Raw genomic sequence first — 18,195 nt, 5'->3', positions numbered from 1 at the left:
GATCGATCATGGCGAACAACAAGACCAAGAGGTCCGGCCTGCCCATCGTCGCCGCCGGCCTCGGCGTGGTGACCATCGTGGCGATCACCCAGGAGAACTGGGTCGGCGCCGGCATCGCGGCCGCCGGCATCGTGCTCTACGCGATCTTCTCGCGCCGCTCCGGCCGGGCCGGTTAGATGCGGCTCTCCCTGCTCGTCCCCTTCGCGCCGGCGCACCCGCGCGAGGTGGCCGGCTTCGCCAAGCTGGTGCGGCCCGGCGGGGCCGCCCGGCTCTGGCAGGGCCAGGGCCTGCTGCTCGACGCGCATCAGGTGGTCACCTGGCTGGCCGGCAACGGCCTGCCGGTGCCGGCCGGCTTCGGCGTCTCGCTGATGCCGCTGCGGTCGCCGGCGCAGGCCGCCGTGGACGCCCGCTCGGTAGCGCTCACGACCGGGCAGCCGGTGGTCGCCGGCTTCGGGCCGGGGTCGGCCGAGCTGCAGCGCGGCCTGCTGGGCGGCGCCTACCCGCGGCCGCTCGCCGTGGCCCGCGACTACCTCGGCGCGGTCCGGGCCACCCTGACCGGGGCGCCGTTCCCGGTCGAGGTGCCCCCGGTGGAGATCGGGCTGGGCGTGCTGCGGCCGGGGATGGCCCGGGTGGCCGGCGAGGTCGCCGACGTGGCGATCACCTGGCTCACCCCGGCCTCCTACCTGGAGCGGACGCTGTGGCCGGCGCTGCGGTCGGCGCCGCGGGCCCTGCCGGAGCCGATCCGGGTCACCGCCATCGTGCCGGTCGCCCTGGACGGTCCCGGCCGCGACCCGGCCGCGCTGGTCACGGCCGCGTGCGGCGCCCACGTGCGGGCGCCGCACTACCGGGACATGCTCCGGCAGGCCGGCGTCGACGAGCCCGACCCGCACCGGCTCATCGACGAGGGCGTCTTCCTGTACGGCTCGGCCGCCGACATCCGCAAGCGGCTCGACGAGTTCGCGGCGGCCGGGGTGGACGAGGTCGTCCTGAACGCGACCGGGACGGCCGCCGTGCACGGTCCCCGGGCGGCGGCCGGCGACCTGCTCGCGTTGCTCAAAAGCTGAAGCCCCGCGCGCCGGGTGGCGTGCGGGGCTCGTCCGGAACGGGTCCGGGCGGGACGGCTCTAGGCGTCCCGGCGCTTGATGGCCAGGTGACCGGCGACGACCGCGGCCACCGTCCAGGCCAGCAGCACGGCCAGGCCGGTCCAGGCGTTCAGCACGGTGTCGCCCTGCGGCTCGCGGTAGAGGATGTGCCCGCCGGCGACGTCCGGCAGGAACTGCGCGACCTGACCCACCTTCGGGATGTTGCTGAGGATCGTGGAGACCATGAAGAAGAGCGGGAACAGGATGCCGATGGTCAGCGCCGAGCTGCGCAGGACGGCGGCCAGCCCCATGCTGAACAGGCAGAGCAGGGTGGTGTAGGCGATGCCGCCGAAGATGGCGCGCAGCACCCCGTCGTCGGTCAGCCCGACGGCGTGCTCGCCGAGCATCACGTTGGTGGCGACGAAGGTCGCGATCACCACGACGGTCGAGGCCGCCAGCGCGACGAGGCCGCCGGCCGCCAGCTTCGAGCCGAAGAAGAGGCCTCGGCGCGGCACCGCCGTCAGCGAACTGCGGATGGTGCCCGAGGTGTACTCGGTGCTCACCGCGAGCACGCCGAAGATGACCAGGGCGAGCAGCCCCAGCCGGATCGAGCTGAGACCCGAGCCGACCGGGTCGAAGGTGAGACGTTCCGCGGCGTCCAGGTCCGCGTAGGTCTCGTTGAGGAAGTACCCGGTGGGCACCGCCAGCGCCAGGCTGATCACCAGGAACATGGCGAGATTCCAGAACGTGGACCGCAGCGTACGGATCTTGGTCCACTCGAACGACAGGGCCGCGCCGAACTCCGCCACGGTCACACCTCCTGCTTCGCGCGGTAGTCCACCGCGTCGGCCGTCATCTGCATGAACGCCTCTTCCAGCGAGGCGACCTTCGGGCTGATCTCGTAGACCGTGATCTGGTGACGCGCCATCAGCGCGCCCACGACCTCGAGGGTGGTGCCGACCGCCTCGAGCGTGCCGTCCGGGCCGTTCTCGATCGTGATGCCGTCGGCGGCCAGCACGTCCCGGGCCTTCTCCGGCTCGGGCGTGCGGATCAGGATGAACGACCGCGAGTTGCGGCTGATGAACTCCTCGAGCGGGCTGTCGGCGAGCAGCCGGCCCTGCCCGATCACGATGAGGTGCTCGGCGGTCAGCGCCATCTCGCTCATCAGGTGGCTGGAGACGAAGACCGTGCGGCCCTCGGCGGCGAGCCGCTTCATCAGCGCCCGGATCCACAGGATGCCCTCCGGGTCGAGGCCGTTGACCGGCTCGTCCAGCAGCAGCACCTTCGGGTCGCCGAGCAGCGCCGCGGCCACGCCGAGCCGCTGCGCCATGCCGAGCGACAGGCCCTTGGCCCGCTTCTTCGCCACCGTGGTGAGGCCGACCAGGTCGAGCACCTCGTCGACGCGGCGGCCCTCGATCCGGTTGCTGCGGGCCAGGCCGTCCAGGTGCGCCCGGACCGTGCGGCCGCCGTGCAGCGACTTGGCGTCGAGCAGCGCCCCGACGTGCCGCAGCGGCCGGCTCAGCTGGTCGTACCGCTTCCCCTCGACCAGCACCTCGCCGGAGGTCGGCCGGTCCAGCCCGACGATCGCCCGCATCGTGGTGGACTTGCCGGCGCCGTTCGGGCCGAGGAAGCCGGTCACCCGGCCGGGGTGGACCTCGAAGGAGAGGTCCTGCACGGCGGCCGTGGCGCCGTACCGTTTGGTCAGTTGCCGTACTTCGATCGATGCGCTCATTGCACCTTCTTCGCCTTCGCGTTCGGTTCGCTTGCGGGTGTCGTCAGGAGACTCTGGAGAGCGGTGGCGCGGCACCCCCTCCGGTGGCGGACGCGCCGCTGCACAGCAGGCGCAGGGCCTGGGCGCGGTCCCAGCTGAGCGCGGCCATCCGCATGGCGCCGACGCTGGGCGGGAGGTCGAGTCCGAGGTCGTCGGCGAACAGCTCCTGGCAGCGCTTGATGGTCTCCAGCGCGGACGCGGCGTCGCCCTCGATGCAGTGCACGGCGGCGAGCAGCTCCCAGAGCCGCTGCCGGTACGGCGCCTCGGCCAGGACCGTCTCGATGCGGTACGACAGCATGTCGGTCCGGTTCGCCATCACACAGGACGTGAAGAGCTGCTCGTACGCGGTGAACCGGGCGCCGCTGAGCCCGGCCGCGTGGGCGCCGAACCAGCGGGTCTCCGGCAGATCCGGCCCGAACGGCCCGCGCCACAGGGCGAGCGCCTCCTCGAGGGTCTGCGCCGCGGACTCCACCTCGCCGCGCAGCAGCAGGCCGCGGCCGATCTGCGTGTGCCGGCTGAACGCGGTGAGGTCGCACTCCTCGGGCGACACCTGGAGGCCGTAGCTGACCTGCGTCCCGCGGTAGGTCTTGATCCGGCCGCCCAGACCGGGCACGGCGTCGTCGAGATCGCGGCGCAGGCCGGTGAGGTGGCTACGGATGTTGGCGGTGGCCGACGGCGGCGGGCAGTCCCAGAGCAGGGTGGCGAGCTCGCCGACGCCTATCGACTGGCCGGCGCGCAGCAGGAACGCGGTCAGTATGGCCCGGCGTACCGGTGAGCCCGTCTGCCGGCGGCCCTGGATCTCCAGGGGGCCCAGAATCTTGAATAGCATGTCTCCCCGTTTGCGTCGTGCGTCCGTGTAGGGGCCGACCCGGTTCCGCTCAGCCCACGGCCGAGCCGGTGGCGGTCTTGATGCCGTTCATCAGCACCAGCACCGCCTGGGCGGACGGGAGCATCAGGGCGCCGGCGCGGGTCAGCGCGGCGCCGGTGCAGTTGCGCGCGAACAGCCGGGTGCTCAGCGTCTGCTCGAGGCACTTGATCTGGTAACTGATCGCCGGCTGGGAGTAGCCCAGCGACTGCGCGGCCAGGTCCATCCGCCCGCACTGGGCGACGGTGACGAAAGCTTGCAGTTCACGCTCGTTCATGACTCCCCCGTGGATGTTCCGCGCCACCAGCTTTACTGTAGTCATCACACTAATGCGAGATTGTCACGGGGGTCAATGATCGATCGGTTCCGAAACCCTGTGCACCATGCATGCAGGTAGTGTTTTTCCTGCACACGGCCCAGATAACAGGATATTACTAAGGTAATTCTCAGCTAACCTCGGCGAGCGTGCGGCGGTAGAGCGCCCGATACAGGCCGTCATCCCGGCACAACCGCTCGTGCGTCCCGGTCGCCACCACCCGCCCGCGGTCCATGACCACGATGAGGTCGGCGTCGAGCACCGAGGTGAGCCGGTGCGCGATGACGACGCGGGTCGCCCGCAGGCTGTCGAAGAACGCCGTCACGGTCGCCTCGGAGAGGTTGTCCAGCGAGCTGGTCGCCTCGTCCAGCACCACGATCGAGGCCCGCTTGAAGGCGGCCCGGGCCAGGGCGATGCGCTGCCGCTGGCCGCCGGAGAAGTTCTGCCCGAGCGAGGCCACCGGGGTGTCGTACCCGAGCGGCAGCGCGCTGATCTCGTCGTGCAGGCCGACCCGCCGGGCCGCCTCGTGCACCCGCTCCTCGTCCGGGTCGCCGGCGCCCCAGGCGATGTTCTCCCGGACCGTCCCGTACTCCAGCACCACGTTCTGCGGCACGTACGCGACCGCCTCGAAGAACCGGTCGCGCTCGTGCCGGCCCAGCTCCACGCCGCCGATCAGGATCCGCCCGCGGTCCGGCCGGTGCAGGCCGACCAGCAGCCGGGCCAGGGTGGACTTGCCGGAGCCGGACGGGCCGACGATCGCCACCTTCGCGCCGGCCGGCACGTGCAGGGTGGCGCCGTCGAGCACCCGGCGCCCGAACGAGCCGTACCCGAAGGACACCCCCTCGACGTCGACCGCGCCGGCCGGCCGGTCCGGCACCTCGCCGCGGAACAGGTCGTCGGCCGGGCGCAGCAGGATGTCCGCGACCCGGGACAGCAGCGAGCCGGCCCGGGACAGCCGGGTGATCGAGCCGACGATCATGTTGACCTGGCCGAGCAGCAACCCGGTCAGCGCCTGCACCGACACGATGAGGGACACGCTCGCCGGCGCGCCGGCCGGCACAGCCTGCGCCAGGATGACGACCGGCCCGACGAACATCACCCCCGCGGTGACCGCGTCGAACACGCCCTGCGCGATCTGGAGACGGCTCACCCGCTGCTGCACGGCGTCGCTGCGGGACTGCCACTGCGCCGCGTACGCGTCCTCCATGCCGTTCGTCTTGATCAGTTCCAGGCCGGAGATCGCCGAGAGCTGGGTGGCCTGGAGCTCGGCCTGCGCCTTGGTCTGCGCGTACGCGAGGCGGCGGACGGTCCGGGCGGCGGCGAGCGTCCCGGCGGCCAGGATCGCGATCAGCCCGAGCGTGGCCGCCAGCGCCGCCGGCGAGACGGCCGCCAGCCAGCCGAGCAGCACCACGGCGACGACAGTGCCGGCCAGCACCATGATCAGGTCGTTGCAGAGCAGCGCCCGCAACTGCTGGACCGACTCCAGGGTGAACATCAGGTCGCCGGGCCCGCGGGTCTCGGCGAATCCGTACGGCAGGCGCAGCAGCCTGTCGAACACCGCGCCGGAGAGCGCGCGGCCGACCGCCGCGGACGCCACGACGCCGGCCACCGTCCGCACGAACAGGATCAGGCCGAACGCCAGCCCCACGCCGGCCAGCAGCGGGCCCGCGGACAGGCCGCCCGGATCGCCGCCCGGTTCGCCACCGAACAGCTGATCGAGCAGCCACGGGATGCCGAGCGGCACCACCGAGCTGACCAGCGAGAGCAGCAGCACGAGGCCGAGCAGGAGGCGCTTCTCCCAGGCGAACCGGGCCAGCACACGAGCGCCTCCCGGCGCCCGGGCGCCGGACGGATTGCGGGCCCGGCGCGGGAGCCGGTCGGCCGTCACGGCCAGGCCGGAGAAGGACGCCGCGAACTCCTCGTGGCCGACCCGGCGGCGGCCGGCGCCCGGGTCGAGCAGCGTGACTCCCCCGCCGTCGAACCCGGTGACCACCACGAAGTGCGACCGTTTCCAGTGGCAGATCGCCGGCGCTCCGAGCGCGGCCAGCCCGGCCGGGGTGGTCCGGTAGACGTGCGGCGTCACGCCGTTCTCGCGCAGCACGGCGGCCAGGTCGGCGACGGTGAGCCCGTCCCGGCCGACCCGGTACCGCAGCCGCAGGTCGTGCATGGACACCCCGGCGCCGGCCGCCTCCAGCAGCATGGCGCAGCAGCACAGCCCGCACTCGGTGGCGCCCAGCTGCTCGACGGCGCGCGGCCCGCGGCGCCGGATCCGGCGGAGCGAGCCCGGCCGGGGGCTCACGGCGTGTCCCGGCGGAACGTCAGCGGCGAGGCGACATCGACCTCGCCGGTGCTGAGCAGCAGGCCCATCCCGATCCCCGCCAGGCCCACGTAGAGGGAGTCGTTGAGCACCGACTTGCCGGTGCGGGCCCGCAGCGCCCGGGGCACGATCGCGGCGGCGAGCTGGCCGCGGCGGTCGGCGAAGCGCTCGGCGGTCCGGCCGGTCGGGTCCCAGCGGGCGGCCTGCCCGAGGATCAGCAGGTTGCCGGCGTCGCCGTGGCAGAGCGACAGGTTCAGCCCGAAGCCGCCGGTCCGCACCTGTTCGGCGAGCTCCGCGACATCCAGCGGCGCGGATCCCGGCAGGACCGCGAGCCGTTCGGTGACTCCCAGCAGCACCCCGGGCGTGCCGTGGCACCACCCGCGCGCGGTCCGCTCCGGCGCCCGGTCGCTGATCGGCCAGTGCCCCTCGGCGGCGTTGTAGAGCCCGGCGTGCGCCCGCTCCAGCCCGGCGAGGGTGGCCCCGGCACCCCCGGTCACCGCGGCGTACCGGGCCACGGCCGCGAGCCGCCCGCTCGTGCCGTGCGCGAAACCGCTGTAGACCGGTTTGCCCGGCGCCGGCAGCGGGGCGGCGCGCAGGTGCCGGAAGAGCGCCTCGGAGACCAGCGGCCGTCCGGCCGTCAGCGACGCCGCGAGCAGCCCGGACGTGCCCATCAGGAAGTCCGAGTCGGTGATCTGGCCGAGGTCGCCGGGCAGGTGGTCCCAGAGCCGGGCGCCGAGCTCGGCGAGCTCCGCCGAGCCGATCAGCCGGCCGGCCTCCAGGGCGGCGAAGGCCACCCCCGGATATCCGCCGGCCACCCCGCCGGTCACCTCCCGGCGCCGCCGTGCCGGGTCCGCGAGCAGCGCCTCCACCCGCGGGGCCAGCGCGTCGCGGGCCAGGTCCCGGTAGCGCCGCCGGCCGGTCAGCACCCCGGCCGCGGCCAGGAAGAGGGCGAGGCCGGCCACCCCCGCGTACAGGTCGTCGGCGAGCTCGCCGACCCGCCACGGATGCTCCTGCGTGGTGTCCCGGATGGTCGCGCCGATCCACTCCGGCCGGGCCGCCGTGATCACCGCGCCGGACAGCTCGGCCGCGATGACGTCGACCGCCTCCCGGACCCGGCCGGCCGGTGCGGGCGCCGGGCGCCGGACACCCGGCCGGTACGCGGGGGCATCGCACTCCGGCTCGGTGAGGTCGGCGTACGCGGCCCGGATGATCCGCAGATTCCGCTCCCGCCCCTCGTCCGACATCCGCCGCAGGCCCGCGACTGCCTGGTCGAGCGGGGTCTGCCGGAGCACGTCCGCGATCGGCCGGCCGCGGTGGTGCACCCAGCGCGATCCGGTGCGCAGCGTGAAGAACGGGATGTCGCCCTGCAGCAGGTCGTCGATCTCGGCGCGGACGACCGGGGCGGTGAAGTGGTCGAGCCGGCCCAGCCCGACCCGGTGCAGCAGGATCCGCTTCCGGTCGGTGGACATCTGGAAGGCCGGGTGCGTCGAGGTCCGCAGCAGCTTGTAGTACCTGCTGGTCGCCTCGAGGACGGCCCGGGTCGGCAGGTCGGCGAAGAGCTCGCGCATCCAGCGCTCCACCCGGCCGGCGTCCCCGGCGGCCCAGTCCCAGCACTCGGCGAAGCCGCGGCACAGCTCGCGCAGCTCGACGCCGCGCGGCACTGTCGACGGCCGGATCGCCGGGGTGTCCACCGAGCCGGTGGTCATCGTGACCCGGGGGCGGTCGGTGCCGAACCCCTCCAGCGTCGGCACCGCGGTGACCGCCTGCTGTCCCGGGACGTACCCGAGAAATCCGATGTCGATCGAGCGGTTCGGCTCGGCCGGGTCCGCGATGCGGGTCGGCAGGAAGCCGGTGGACCAGACGGTGTGCGCGAGCGCCTCGGCCGCCGAGCCCGCACCGCCCGCGCCGGCCCGATGGTTGACGCTGAACAGCGACTCGGCGTCGATCACCACGGGCAGCCCGCCGTGGTTCAGCACGTTCTCGTAGTGCATGTCGCCGGCGCGCAGCAGATTCAGCACGCCGAGCAGCCGGCCCGCGGTCCGGTAGTAGGCCGGGTCCTCGCGGGCGGGCGCCTGGTCCGCGTACTCCTGCCAGCCGCACTCGGCGCCGCACCACACCCGCAGCACCGGCAGCGCGAACCCGGCCGCGGCGTTCACCCTCGCCAGGAAGCCGGCGTAGGCGCGCTCGGCCGCCATCGACCGCGGCTTGTAGACGAGCAGCCGGCCGCTGCCGAAGGTGAGCAGGCTGACCACCTGTCCACCGGCGTGGGAGTCGCCGAGGCCGTACCCGATGTGCCGGAGCTCGGCCGGCCCGGCGCCGATCGCGTCCGCGGTCAGCACGCCGCCGGCCACCGCGTCCCCGGTCGCCTCCACCAGCCGCCGCGCGTGCCGCACGCTCCCCTCGGCCAGCACGTCGAGCTGCCGGCGCAACTCCGGGAAGACGCGGAACAGGGTCTCCCGGAACGCCTCGGTGCCGGTCAGGTCGCAGAAGTGCCGGAGCCGGTCGTCGGCGGTCTCGCCGGGCAGCACACCCGCGGCCCTCATCAGATCAAGAGCCACCACAAGGGTACGAACGGAAGCGTTCTGCACCCGCTCGACGAGCCAGTCCAGCAGCTCGCCGGCGAGCGTCGCGGCCGCCCGGGCGGTCAGCGGCGAGCCGGCGAACACGGCTTCGGCTTCGGCCCGGTACCGCTCGCCGAAGGCCCGGGCGAACGCGTCGAACATGGCCGGCCCCGTCCCGGGCGGATCCTCGCAGAGCGCGCCGAGAGCGAGCAGCTCCGAGGTGCGGTCATCGGGTTGAACGCCGTCGTCCGGAAGATCGCCGGAGATGCGGGTGAGGAAGCCGCGCAGCTCGGCGGCGTCGGTGTACTCGGGGAACAGGGTCTGCACGTCGGTCGATCGCATCGGGGGTTCACGCCTCTCGTGAAAGCGAACGCGGGGCCCTTGGTGTCCAGGGGCCCCGCGGAGATTTCGTACGGTCAGTCGCCGGTGCCGCAGAGCTTCTTCGGCACCGAGCACTCCCAGGAGTAGGTGCAGACCCAGCCGATGGTGCTAGTGCCCGGGACGGTGAACAGGCCACCGGCCTCCTGGCTCGCCTCGAGGTCGATCTCCTGCTCGCTGAGCTCGGCAGCGATGTCGCCGGCCGCCGCGAATTTGTCCTCGTACGTCATTTCCTCGTCCTCTCGTCGTGCGGAATGTGTCCCGCTCGGATGAGATTCAGCAGACCACCGTTTCGCCGGTACGTCCGTTCTGGATCGAAGAATTCGATCTGCGCTGTCGCCGGCCCGGCGCCGGCCGATAGAAATATCGGCATGACGCACAACACCCGCCGAATCGCCCAGCGCACCGCTCTCCTGGCCGCCGCCGCCACCGCGGTCCTCGGATTCCTCGCCACCCCCGCGCAGGCCGACCCGGCGCAGCACGGCCCGTCGCAGCAGCCGGGCGTGGGAGCGCAGGCGATCCCGGGTAACCCGAACAACCCCGGCAATTCAGGCACGATCGACCGGCCCGCCGACGAGTGGCCCTGGTAACCGGTCACCAAGCTCCCGGTGAATACCCGGTCCGCCGGGTATTCACCGGAAACGCAAAATGCGGGAACCCTCATCGGGGTTCCCGCATTTTTCGTGTTCTCAGTTCTGGGAAGCCATCAGGTCGTTCAATTCCCGCCACAATTGCGAGGCACGGCGGAACGCCGAGATCTCCTCGGCCAGCTGGGCGGCCCGGCGCAGCGTCGCGACCGCCTCCCCGGCCCGGTCCACCCGGACCAGCGCGCTGCCGACCGCGTGCAGGAAGCGGACCCCTTCGAGGCCCATCAGCAGGCTCTCGTCGACGGTCGCCGCCATCGCCAGCGCCCGTTCCGGGTCGCCGGTGGCGATGGCGTACCGCACCTCCAGCGCGGCGAGCCGGTTGGCGTCCGGGCCGGCCTCGGCCACGGTCGCGGCCCGGGCCGCGCGCATGTAGTCGTCGATCCGCTCCCGGTCGGCGTCCACGTCGAGCAGCGTGGAGGCGGCGGCCCGGCTGAACCGCGCCCAGTCCCGCAGCGACGTGCGCGGGTTCGCCAGCATCCGGCGCGCGCCGGCCAGCAGCTCCAGGGAACGGTCGGTCTCGCCGGCCGCGGCCAGCGCGAGGCTCGCCGCCCAGTGCGCCCGGCCGCTGATGCCCGGGCTGTCCAGCTGCTCGGCCATCGCCAGCATGCCGTTCACCAGCCGGACGATCTCCGCGCCGCCGCCGGAGTCGGCGAGGATGGAGATGTGCACGGCCATCAGCTTGATGTGCTCGGCCCCGTGCCGGTACGCCGTCGCGTCGATCTCCTGCTGGGCGTGCTCGATGTGGCCGAACGCCTCGTCGAGCCGGCCGACGTCGCGCGCGGCCGCGGCCAGCGACACCCGGATCCGCACCCGCGCCTCGGCCACCCCGGACGACTCGGCCACCGGCAGCAGCCGGCCGAGCAGCGCGTAGCGGGCCGGGCGGTCGCCGCGCATCTCCAGCACCCGCTCGAGGTCGAGCCCCTGGGTCAGGATCGCGGTCGGCGACCCGGCCGCCACGGCCGACTCGAAGAGCCGGGTCAGCTGCTGCTCCGCCTGGTCGAGGTCGCCCTGGTCGATGGCGCTCGTGGCGAGCAGCTCCTGGACGAACGCGGCGGGCGCGGGACCGGCCGGCCCCGGGGCGGGAGCCGCGGCGCCCGCCTCCATGTCCACGTCGATGTCGCCGGCGAGATCCCGCAGCGGCACGCCGAGCATCTTGGCCAGGTGCGCGACGACGTCGAGCGTCGGCACCCGCGCGCCGGACTCCAGCAGCGAGATGTACGACTGGTTGACCGCTCCCGATGCCAGGTCACGCTGGGAGAGCCCGCGACCGGCGCGCAGCTTCCGCAAGCGGCGACCGAATTCGGGTTGGGGCACCTGAGCGACCACGGGTCCACTTCCTCACACGTCCCGTGACTCTCTTCGCTACGGGATGACTCGACGTTACGTGAGTAATAAGCGGCTCGCACTGCTACATCAAAGACTTTGCAGTACACCCCCGTGTAGCTGCACGACTCCGAAGATTACTCAGGTCATCTAGGGCTCGCAACAGCGGACAGCAAGAAGCCGGGGCCGACCCTGTGAGGTCAGCCCCGGCTTCTCCGCGGGATCCGGGCGGCCGGTCAGTCCTTGAGGAGCTGGCGCGCCATGACGATGCGCTGGACCTGGTTGGTGCCCTCGTAGATCTGGGTGATCTTCGCGTCGCGCATCATGCGCTCGACCGGGTAGTCGCGGGTGTAGCCGTAGCCGCCGAGGATCTGCACCGCGTCGGTGGTGATCTCCATGGCGGCGTCCGAGGCGAAGCACTTCGCGGCCGCGCCGAAGTAGGTGAGGTCGGCGTCGCCGCGCTCGCTCTTGCCGGCCGCCGCGTAGGTGAGCTGCCGGGCCGCCTCGAGCTTCATGCCCATGTCGGCGAGCATGAACTGCAGGCCCTGGAAGTCGGCGATCGGCTTGCCGAACTGCTTGCGCTCCTTCGCGTAGTTCAGCGCGAAGTCGAGGGCGCCCTGGGCGATGCCGATGGCCTGGGCCGCGATGGTCACCCGGGTGTGGTCGAGCGTCTTCATGGCGGTCGCGAACCCGGTTCCCTCGGCGCCGATCATGCGGTCCGCCGGGATGCGTACGTTGTCGAAGTAGACCTCGCGGGTCGGGGAGCCCTTGATGCCCAGCTTCTTCTCCGGGGCGCCGAAGCTGACGCCCTCGTCCGACTTCTCCACCACGAACGCGGAGATGCCGCGGGAGCGGGCGGACGGGTCGGTGACCGCGAAGACCGTGTAGAACTCGGAGACGCCGGCGTTGGTGATCCAGCGCTTCACGCCGTTGAGCACCCAGGAGTCGCCGTCGCGGACCGCGCGGGTGGTCATCGAGGCGGCGTCCGAGCCGGCCTCCGGCTCGGAGAGGCAGTACGAGAACATCGCCTCGCCGGCCGCGACCTTCGACAGGTACTTCTGCTTCAGCTCCTCGGAGCCGGCCAGGATGAGCGGCATCGTGCCGAGCTTGTTGACCGCCGGGATCAGCGAGGACGAGGCGCAGGCGCGGGCCACCTCCTCGATCACGATCGCGGTGGCGAGGGCGTCCGCGCCGGCGCCGCCGTACTCCACCGGGATGTGCGGGGCGTGGAAGTCGGAGGACCGCAGGGCGTCGTAGGACGCCTTGGGGAACTCGCTGGTCTCGTCCGCCTCGGCGGCGTTCGGTGCGACCCTGGCGTCGCAGACCTCACGCACGGCGGCGCGAATGGTCTCGTGATCCTCCGGCAGCCGGTATGCGTCGAAATCAGACATGACCTTAACCTTCCCTAAGGGGTCCCGCCGTCATGTTACCGGCGCGTAGCGCTGCCGGTGCAACAGTCCGAGGTGTGCGGAACATCCCCCTGGGAAGTACCACCTGGAAAAGTGCCGGGTTCCGTGCCGTTTCCACGGATCTCCACCCGGTTGAGACTGTTCTAATGAGGTGTCCGACCGGCATGCTCTAGTTACCAAGAGGAGTCGAGGAGGTCCCGTGGCGCAGGCTGACGATTCCGACTACGCCGACGATCTGGCTCGGATCGACGCCTCCATCGCGGAGCTCAAGGTCAAGGACATGCAGGCCGCCGCCGAGCGGACCAAGATAGCCAGCAAGATCCAGGCGGCGCAGTTCCAGCGTGACATCCTGTCGCACGCGCAGAAGACCAAGGGCACCAAGAGCAACAAGCGGTCCACCCGGCGGAAACCGGCGACCGGCGGCGACTTCCCGCCTCCCCCGCCACCGGCGAACCGGCCGGCCCCGGAGGACCCGCCGCCGCCACCGTCGCGCGGCTCCGGTCCCGGCCGCGCCGCGCCGCCGCCCGACTGGGCCGAGCCGGGCACCCGGCACACCGGGCCGCCCGGGGTCGCCACCGACGGCGTCACGCTGCTCGTCGACGACCCGCCGCCGACCGAGCGGGTCACCGCCGGCCCGCGCCGCCAGCCGCCGCCTCCCCCGGAGCACGCGCCGGAGGCGTCCACCCAGTCCGTGCAGAACATCCTGCTCGTGCTCGGAGCGCTGCTGCTCGGCGTGGCCGCGGTGGTCTTCGCCGGTGTCGCGGTGGAGAACCCGTTCGCCCGTACGCTGATCCTCGCTCTTGCCACCGGAATCGCCCTCACCGTCGCGCCGGGCATCGCGAAAAGGGGCCTGACCTCCACCGGCGAGACCGTCGCCGCGGTGGGGCTGATCATGCTGCCGATGACGCTGTTCGCGTTGCACGGCAGCGCGCTCGCCGGCGGCCCGGACGTCCCGGTCGCCCTCTATCTGGGCATCACGTTCGCGATCACCGCGATGGCGGGCTTCGTGTACGCCGGAGTCACCCGGCTGGCGGCCCCCCGCTACGCCACCGTGATCGCGGCCCAACCGGTCGCTCCGCTGCTCGCGTACCCGCTGATCCAGAGCCCCGCCGGGTGGGGCCTTGCGCTCACCGCCGTGGCCGCGCTCGACCTGCTGCTGCTCACCACCGTGATCCGCACCGGCCGGCTGGTGCCGCGCTGGCCGATCGGCCGCCCGCTGCCGCCCGACCGCGAGTCGCTCGCGGACGCCGACGCGCCGCGGTTCACCAGCCCCGACCCGGACGCGCCGCCGCGCCCGGAGTCCCAGCCGGAAGAACCCGACCTGATCATCTCCGGCCTGACCCGGCCGAAGAGGCGCTGGAGCCCGACCCGGATCTTCCCGGGCCCGCGCCCCGAGGACGCGCCGCCGGCCGGCTCGGTGCCGCTCGCGCCGCCCGCCTCCCCGCCGTCCGCCGACTGGCTGCGCGAGCTCACCTTCGCGCTGCTCTGCTTCGCCACCGCGGGCGCGCTCGTCTATTCGGCGGTGGCCCTGCTCCAGGCCGAGGTGGTGGCGGACGCCCTGCGCTCCGGCCTGATCCTGATCGCCGCCGCGCTCACCGCGGTCTTCGCGGCCCGGCTGCTGAAGAACCCGCTCGCCATGAACGTGGCCGGCGCGGTGCTGACCCTCGCCGTGATCGGCACGACCGCCCGGCTCGCCGACGTGGTCTCGCCGCGCTGGACCCTGGTGATCGCGGCGGCCACCGTGGCGATCACCGGCGCCGTGGTCGGCCTGCTCGACCGGCCGATCCGCACCGGCCCGCAGTGGGCGTCGACGGGCGCCCTCACCGTGATCGGGCTGATCATCTCGATCGACGCGATCCGCGCCGCGCTCGCCCCGGTCGCCGCGGCCCGCCCGGTCTGGAACGCCGACACCACCGCGTACGCCCAGCAGCTCGCCGAGGCGGTCGGCCCGTCCGGCTGGCTGCTGGCGTTCAGCGCCCTGCTCGCCACCGTCGCGGCCGCGCTCGCGCTGCCGGTCAGCATCCGGCACGAGGGTGCGGTCGCCGGCATCACGCTGACCGCGCTCGCCGTGCCCGCCTCGCTCGGCCTGCCCTGGTCCGAGGCGCCCTGGCCGCTCGTGCTCGGGTCGATCGGCCTCGGCGCGGCCGGGCTCTGGGCGAGCACCCGCCGGATCGCGTTCGCGCACGTCATCGGCGCCGGCATCGTCGGCCTGTTCGGCGCGGCCGCCGCGCTGAGCGCCTCCTGGCTGACCGCCGCGGTGCTGACCGCACTCGGCGGGGCCGGCGTCATGGTCGCGATCGCGGCCCGGCAGATCCCGGTCCGGCTCTTCGCCTGGGTGATCGGCGACTGGGCGTCCGGCGCCGCCGCGCTCGCGCTGCCGGGCGCCGCCGTGACCGCCGCCCTCGCGATCGCCGATCCCGGCGGGGGCCCGCCACCCACCGAGGCGGCGACCGTACCGGCCCTGGCCGCCGGCTTCCTCGCGGTGGCCTGCACTCTCAGCTACGCGGCGGTCTACCAGGTGGCCCGCCGCGAGATCAGCCTGCCGCTCACCCTCGGCACCGGCCTCGGCGCCGTGGCGATGGCGCTGGCCGCCCTCTTCGCGCCCGGCGCGGCCGCGCCCGACCTGTGGGTCGGCGCGCTGCTGCTCGGCGCCGCCGGCCTGCTCTTCTTCGCCAAGTCGATCGACGAGCGCGGCCGCAACGACCGGATCCTGGACGGCCCGGACATCGCCGCCGCGGCCGCCACCGTGGCGATCTGCGGCGCGCTGGCCCGGGTCGCCGCGCTCGCCTTCCCGGACGCCCCGCTCGCCGTGGCCGGCGTCGTGGTGCTGCTGGTCGGCATGGGCGTCACCGTGCTGCCCGAGGACTGGAAGCGCGGCCCGTCCCGCGGCCTCGGCGTCGCCGCCCTGGTGGTCGGCCTGATTGCGGGCGCCCAGGCGGTCTCCGGCGGCCTGCGGATCCTGGCGCTGCCGGGCCCGTTCTGGGCGGCCGACCTGAGCGCCTACCCGGCCGGCCCGCCCGCCGGGGCGTGGCAGGCGCCGTTCGCGCTCGTCATGGTCGCCATCACGGCCGCGATCGGGATGGCGAAGCCGTGGTCGCACTGGGCCTCCGGGCTGGCCGCCACCCTCGCCACCATCGGCACGCCGTGGGCGCTCGGCATGCCCTGGTGGGCGCCGCTGCTCGTGGGCGGGGCGGTCGCCATCGCGTACGGGCTCGCCTCGGTCGCGGCGCCCTCGCCCTCGGCGGCGCGGGCCCGGGCCGCGGTGGCCGTCGCGGTCCTGCTGCACGCGGTCGCCACCTGCCTGGTCCGCCCGTGGGCGACCGCGCTCGCCCTGCTGCTCGTCGTGATGCTCGGCGTGCTCGTCGCGGTGCTGGCCCGGATGCCGATCCGCGGCACCGCCCCCGATCCGGTGGAGGCGGCCGAGGAGGCCGCCGAGAACGTCTCGATGCCGTCCAGCGCGCTGCCCCGGCACCGGGCCCAGATCGGCGGCGCCGCCACCGGCGCGGTCCTGCTGGCGCTGCCCGGCGTCTTCGCGGCCGCGGCCGCCGACCAGGGGTACGGCGTCCAGGTCGTGCTCACCGCCGCGCTCGCCGCCTCGAGCATCGGGCTGGCCGTGCTCGCCGCGCTCGGCAAGCACATCCCCCAGTTCCTGCCGTGGGCGACGATCGGCCTGGTCCTGGGCGCCACGATCACGGCGCTCACCTCGGTGCCGTCCGACTACCCGACGGCCCTCTACGCCGCCGCGGCCGCGCTGCTGGGCGTCCTCGCCGAACTGCTGCGCGGCGCCACCCCGGCCCCGGTGCAGCGGGTCGCGCCGCTGGAATACCCGGCGCCCCGCTACGTCCGGGCCCGCCGCGGCACCCTGCGCGCGAGCGGCCTGACCGCCGGCGGCCTCGGCGAGCGCTGGCTCGCCGACCCGGCGACCGGCGCCGTCTGGCTGGCGCTGCTGCCCACCCTGCTGGCGCTCTTCTCGCTGGCCCCGGCCCTGGGCGCGGCGCTCGTCGACCCGCTCAAGCAGATCAACGCGATCTGGGAGGGCCCGATCCCGGCGCTGGCCGTGCCGGACGCCGGCAACGTCGACGCCACCAGCGCCCTGGCCGCGGTGCTGCTGACCGGCGCCGCGGCCCTGGCGGCGCTCGGCTTCGGCGGCAAGGCCTCGGAGACCGTCCCGGTGATCCTGCCGGGCGTCGCGCTGACCCTGCTGATCACGCCGATCGCGCTGCACGCCGGCTTCCCGGCGGCGACCGGCGCGGCGCTCGTGGTCTTCACCATCTCGATGCTCGGGCTGGCGCTCACCCCGCCGCCGGCCGCCACCCGCGCGCCGCTGCTGCGAACCACCCGCAGCATCGTCTTCGTGATCGGCCTGCTGGCCGGCGGCGCCGGACTCGCCGGCAGCCTCGCCGAGGAGCCGCTCACCCTGTTCACCCTGGGCAGCGCCGTCGGTGTGGGACTGGTCGCCGCGGTCGGCGGGCGTACCCAGATCGCCCGGATCCTGGGGTGGCTCTTCGCGGCGCTGATGGGGCAGATGTTCGTCCTCACCGTGGCGATCTCGGCGGGCCTGGAACGGCAGTGGGCGGCGTTCGGCGTCCTCGCCGTCGGCGCGGTCCTGCTCTCCCTGGAGGCGGCACTGCCCCGGCTCGGCCTCCCGCAGTACCGGGCCGAGGCGGTCACCGTCGAATGGTGCGGCTACGCGTCCGCGCTGATCGCCGGCGTGCTGGCGTTCGACTCCCCCGCCCACCTGGCCGCCCTGCTGGCCGCCTGGGGCGCGGTGCTCGGCCTCACGGCGTCCCGGCCGGACCGGACCCCGCAGCAGCGGCGCACGCTGTTCTGGGTGGCGGTCGGCTTCGAGATCGTCGGCTGGTGGCTGTTCATCGCGCTCGCCGAGGTAGCCGTCCCGGAGGCGTACACCCTGCCGTTCGCGGCCCTGGCCCTCGCCGTCGGCGTCATCGAGGCACACCACCGGCCCGACCTGAGCAGCTGGGCGGCGTACGGCCCGGCCCTGCTCGCCGCCTTCGTACCGACCATGGGCATCGTCCTGGCCGACGCCGGCAACGAGGCCCGCCCGGTCCTGCTGCTCCTCGGCGCCGTGGTCACCCTGATCATCGGCTCGCGGACCCAGCAGCAGGCGCCCGTGGTGATCGGCTCGATAGCGACCGTGTTCGCGGCGCTCTGGTTCGGCTTCAACCTGGTCGGGCCGTGGCTGGTGCTGGTGCCGGTCGGCGTGGTGCTGCTGTTCCTGGGCGCCACAAGTGAGAACCGTCGCCGGACGCAGGAGTTGCGCTCGGTGCTCTCCAAGATGCGCTGACCCTGTTGCCCCGATCTTGTGAAGTCCCGCAGGCCCGTTCCTGCACAGATTCACAAGATCGCGGCGAACAGCTGGGCCGAGCCCACGCCGAAAGCACGCGAGTCCCGATCTTGTGAAGCCACGCAGGACCGTCCCTGCACAGACTCACAAGATCGCGGGCGACCAGCAGGGACGCGAGCCCCCGACCAACAGGCCCGCGCCCACAACCAGACAACAGCCCC

General features: G+C 73.6%; 13 protein-coding genes. 4 read left to right on the top strand and 9 right to left on the bottom strand.

Annotated elements, in window-relative coordinates; genetic code table 11:
- Positions 1 to 8 precede the first annotated feature (8 nt).
- Positions 9 to 176 carry a hypothetical protein gene (locus AB0G10_RS31810; RefSeq protein ID WP_360929964.1) on the top strand — a complete coding sequence of 56 codons (168 nt, stop codon included), beginning with the start codon at positions 9 to 11 and terminating at the stop codon, positions 174 to 176.
- A complete protein-coding gene (locus AB0G10_RS31805) occupies positions 177 to 1,064 on the top strand; it encodes an LLM class flavin-dependent oxidoreductase (protein WP_360929961.1) in 888 nt (295 codons plus the stop codon).
- A gap of 59 nt (positions 1,065 to 1,123) precedes the next feature.
- Here the strand turns inward: AB0G10_RS31805 and AB0G10_RS31800 are convergent, their stop codons facing one another.
- The 7 genes from AB0G10_RS31800 to AB0G10_RS31770 form a co-directional block, all read right to left on the bottom strand.
- On the bottom strand, positions 1,124 to 1,897 hold the full coding sequence (locus AB0G10_RS31800; RefSeq protein WP_360929958.1) for an ABC transporter permease subunit: 774 nt from the start codon (positions 1,895 to 1,897) through the stop codon (positions 1,124 to 1,126).
- Positions 1,894 to 2,814 carry an ATP-binding cassette domain-containing protein gene (locus AB0G10_RS31795; RefSeq protein ID WP_360929955.1) on the bottom strand — a complete coding sequence of 307 codons (921 nt, stop codon included), beginning with the start codon at positions 2,812 to 2,814 and terminating at the stop codon, positions 1,894 to 1,896. The genes AB0G10_RS31800 and AB0G10_RS31795 overlap by 4 nt, the downstream gene beginning before the upstream one ends.
- A 43-nt stretch (positions 2,815 to 2,857) precedes the next feature.
- Positions 2,858 to 3,682, bottom strand: a complete 825-nt coding sequence (locus AB0G10_RS31790; RefSeq protein WP_360929952.1) for a BTAD domain-containing putative transcriptional regulator — start codon at positions 3,680 to 3,682, stop codon at positions 2,858 to 2,860.
- A gap of 49 nt (positions 3,683 to 3,731) precedes the next feature.
- Entirely contained in the window at positions 3,732 to 3,995 is a 264-nt protein-coding gene (locus tag AB0G10_RS31785; protein ID WP_360929949.1) for a LysR family transcriptional regulator, read from the bottom strand.
- A 169-nt stretch (positions 3,996 to 4,164) separates the two neighbouring features.
- Complete coding sequence (locus tag AB0G10_RS31780; protein WP_360929946.1) at positions 4,165 to 6,333, bottom strand: peptidase domain-containing ABC transporter; 2,169 nt, start codon at positions 6,331 to 6,333, stop codon at positions 4,165 to 4,167.
- Positions 6,330 to 9,254, bottom strand: a complete 2,925-nt coding sequence (locus AB0G10_RS31775; RefSeq protein WP_360929943.1) for a type 2 lanthipeptide synthetase LanM family protein — start codon at positions 9,252 to 9,254, stop codon at positions 6,330 to 6,332. Before AB0G10_RS31775 ends, AB0G10_RS31780 begins: the two co-directional genes overlap by 4 nt.
- A gap of 74 nt (positions 9,255 to 9,328) precedes the next feature.
- Positions 9,329 to 9,520, bottom strand: a complete 192-nt coding sequence (locus AB0G10_RS31770) for a hypothetical protein (protein WP_360929940.1) — start codon at positions 9,518 to 9,520, stop codon at positions 9,329 to 9,331.
- 141 nt (positions 9,521 to 9,661) lie between these two features.
- Here AB0G10_RS31770 and AB0G10_RS31765 point away from each other — a divergent pair, with 141 nt between their 5' ends.
- Entirely contained in the window at positions 9,662 to 9,880 is a 219-nt protein-coding gene (locus AB0G10_RS31765; RefSeq protein WP_360929937.1) for a hypothetical protein, read from the top strand.
- Between the two features lie 99 nt (positions 9,881 to 9,979).
- Here the strand turns inward: AB0G10_RS31765 and AB0G10_RS31760 are convergent, their stop codons facing one another.
- Positions 9,980 to 11,251, bottom strand: coding sequence for a helix-turn-helix transcriptional regulator (locus AB0G10_RS31760; RefSeq protein ID WP_360929934.1), 1,272 nt, complete (start codon positions 11,249 to 11,251; stop codon positions 9,980 to 9,982).
- Between the two features lie 245 nt (positions 11,252 to 11,496).
- Positions 11,497 to 12,651 carry an acyl-CoA dehydrogenase family protein gene (locus AB0G10_RS31755; protein WP_360929931.1) on the bottom strand — a complete coding sequence of 385 codons (1,155 nt, stop codon included), beginning with the start codon at positions 12,649 to 12,651 and terminating at the stop codon, positions 11,497 to 11,499.
- A gap of 217 nt (positions 12,652 to 12,868) precedes the next feature.
- On the opposite strand from AB0G10_RS31755, the gene AB0G10_RS31750 reads away from it, so the two are divergent.
- The gene (locus tag AB0G10_RS31750; protein ID WP_360929928.1) at positions 12,869 to 17,974 is read left to right on the top strand and encodes a hypothetical protein; all 5,106 of its coding nucleotides are present in this window, start codon (positions 12,869 to 12,871) and stop codon (positions 17,972 to 17,974) included.
- Positions 17,975 to 18,195 lie beyond the last annotated feature (221 nt).

It is taken from the genome of Actinoplanes sp. NPDC023714 (assembly GCF_040639855.1).
Taxonomy (GTDB): domain Bacteria; phylum Actinomycetota; class Actinomycetes; order Mycobacteriales; family Micromonosporaceae; genus Actinoplanes.
Note: the sequence above shows the minus strand (reverse complement) of the source record. Positions and strands in the feature narration are given on the sequence as shown.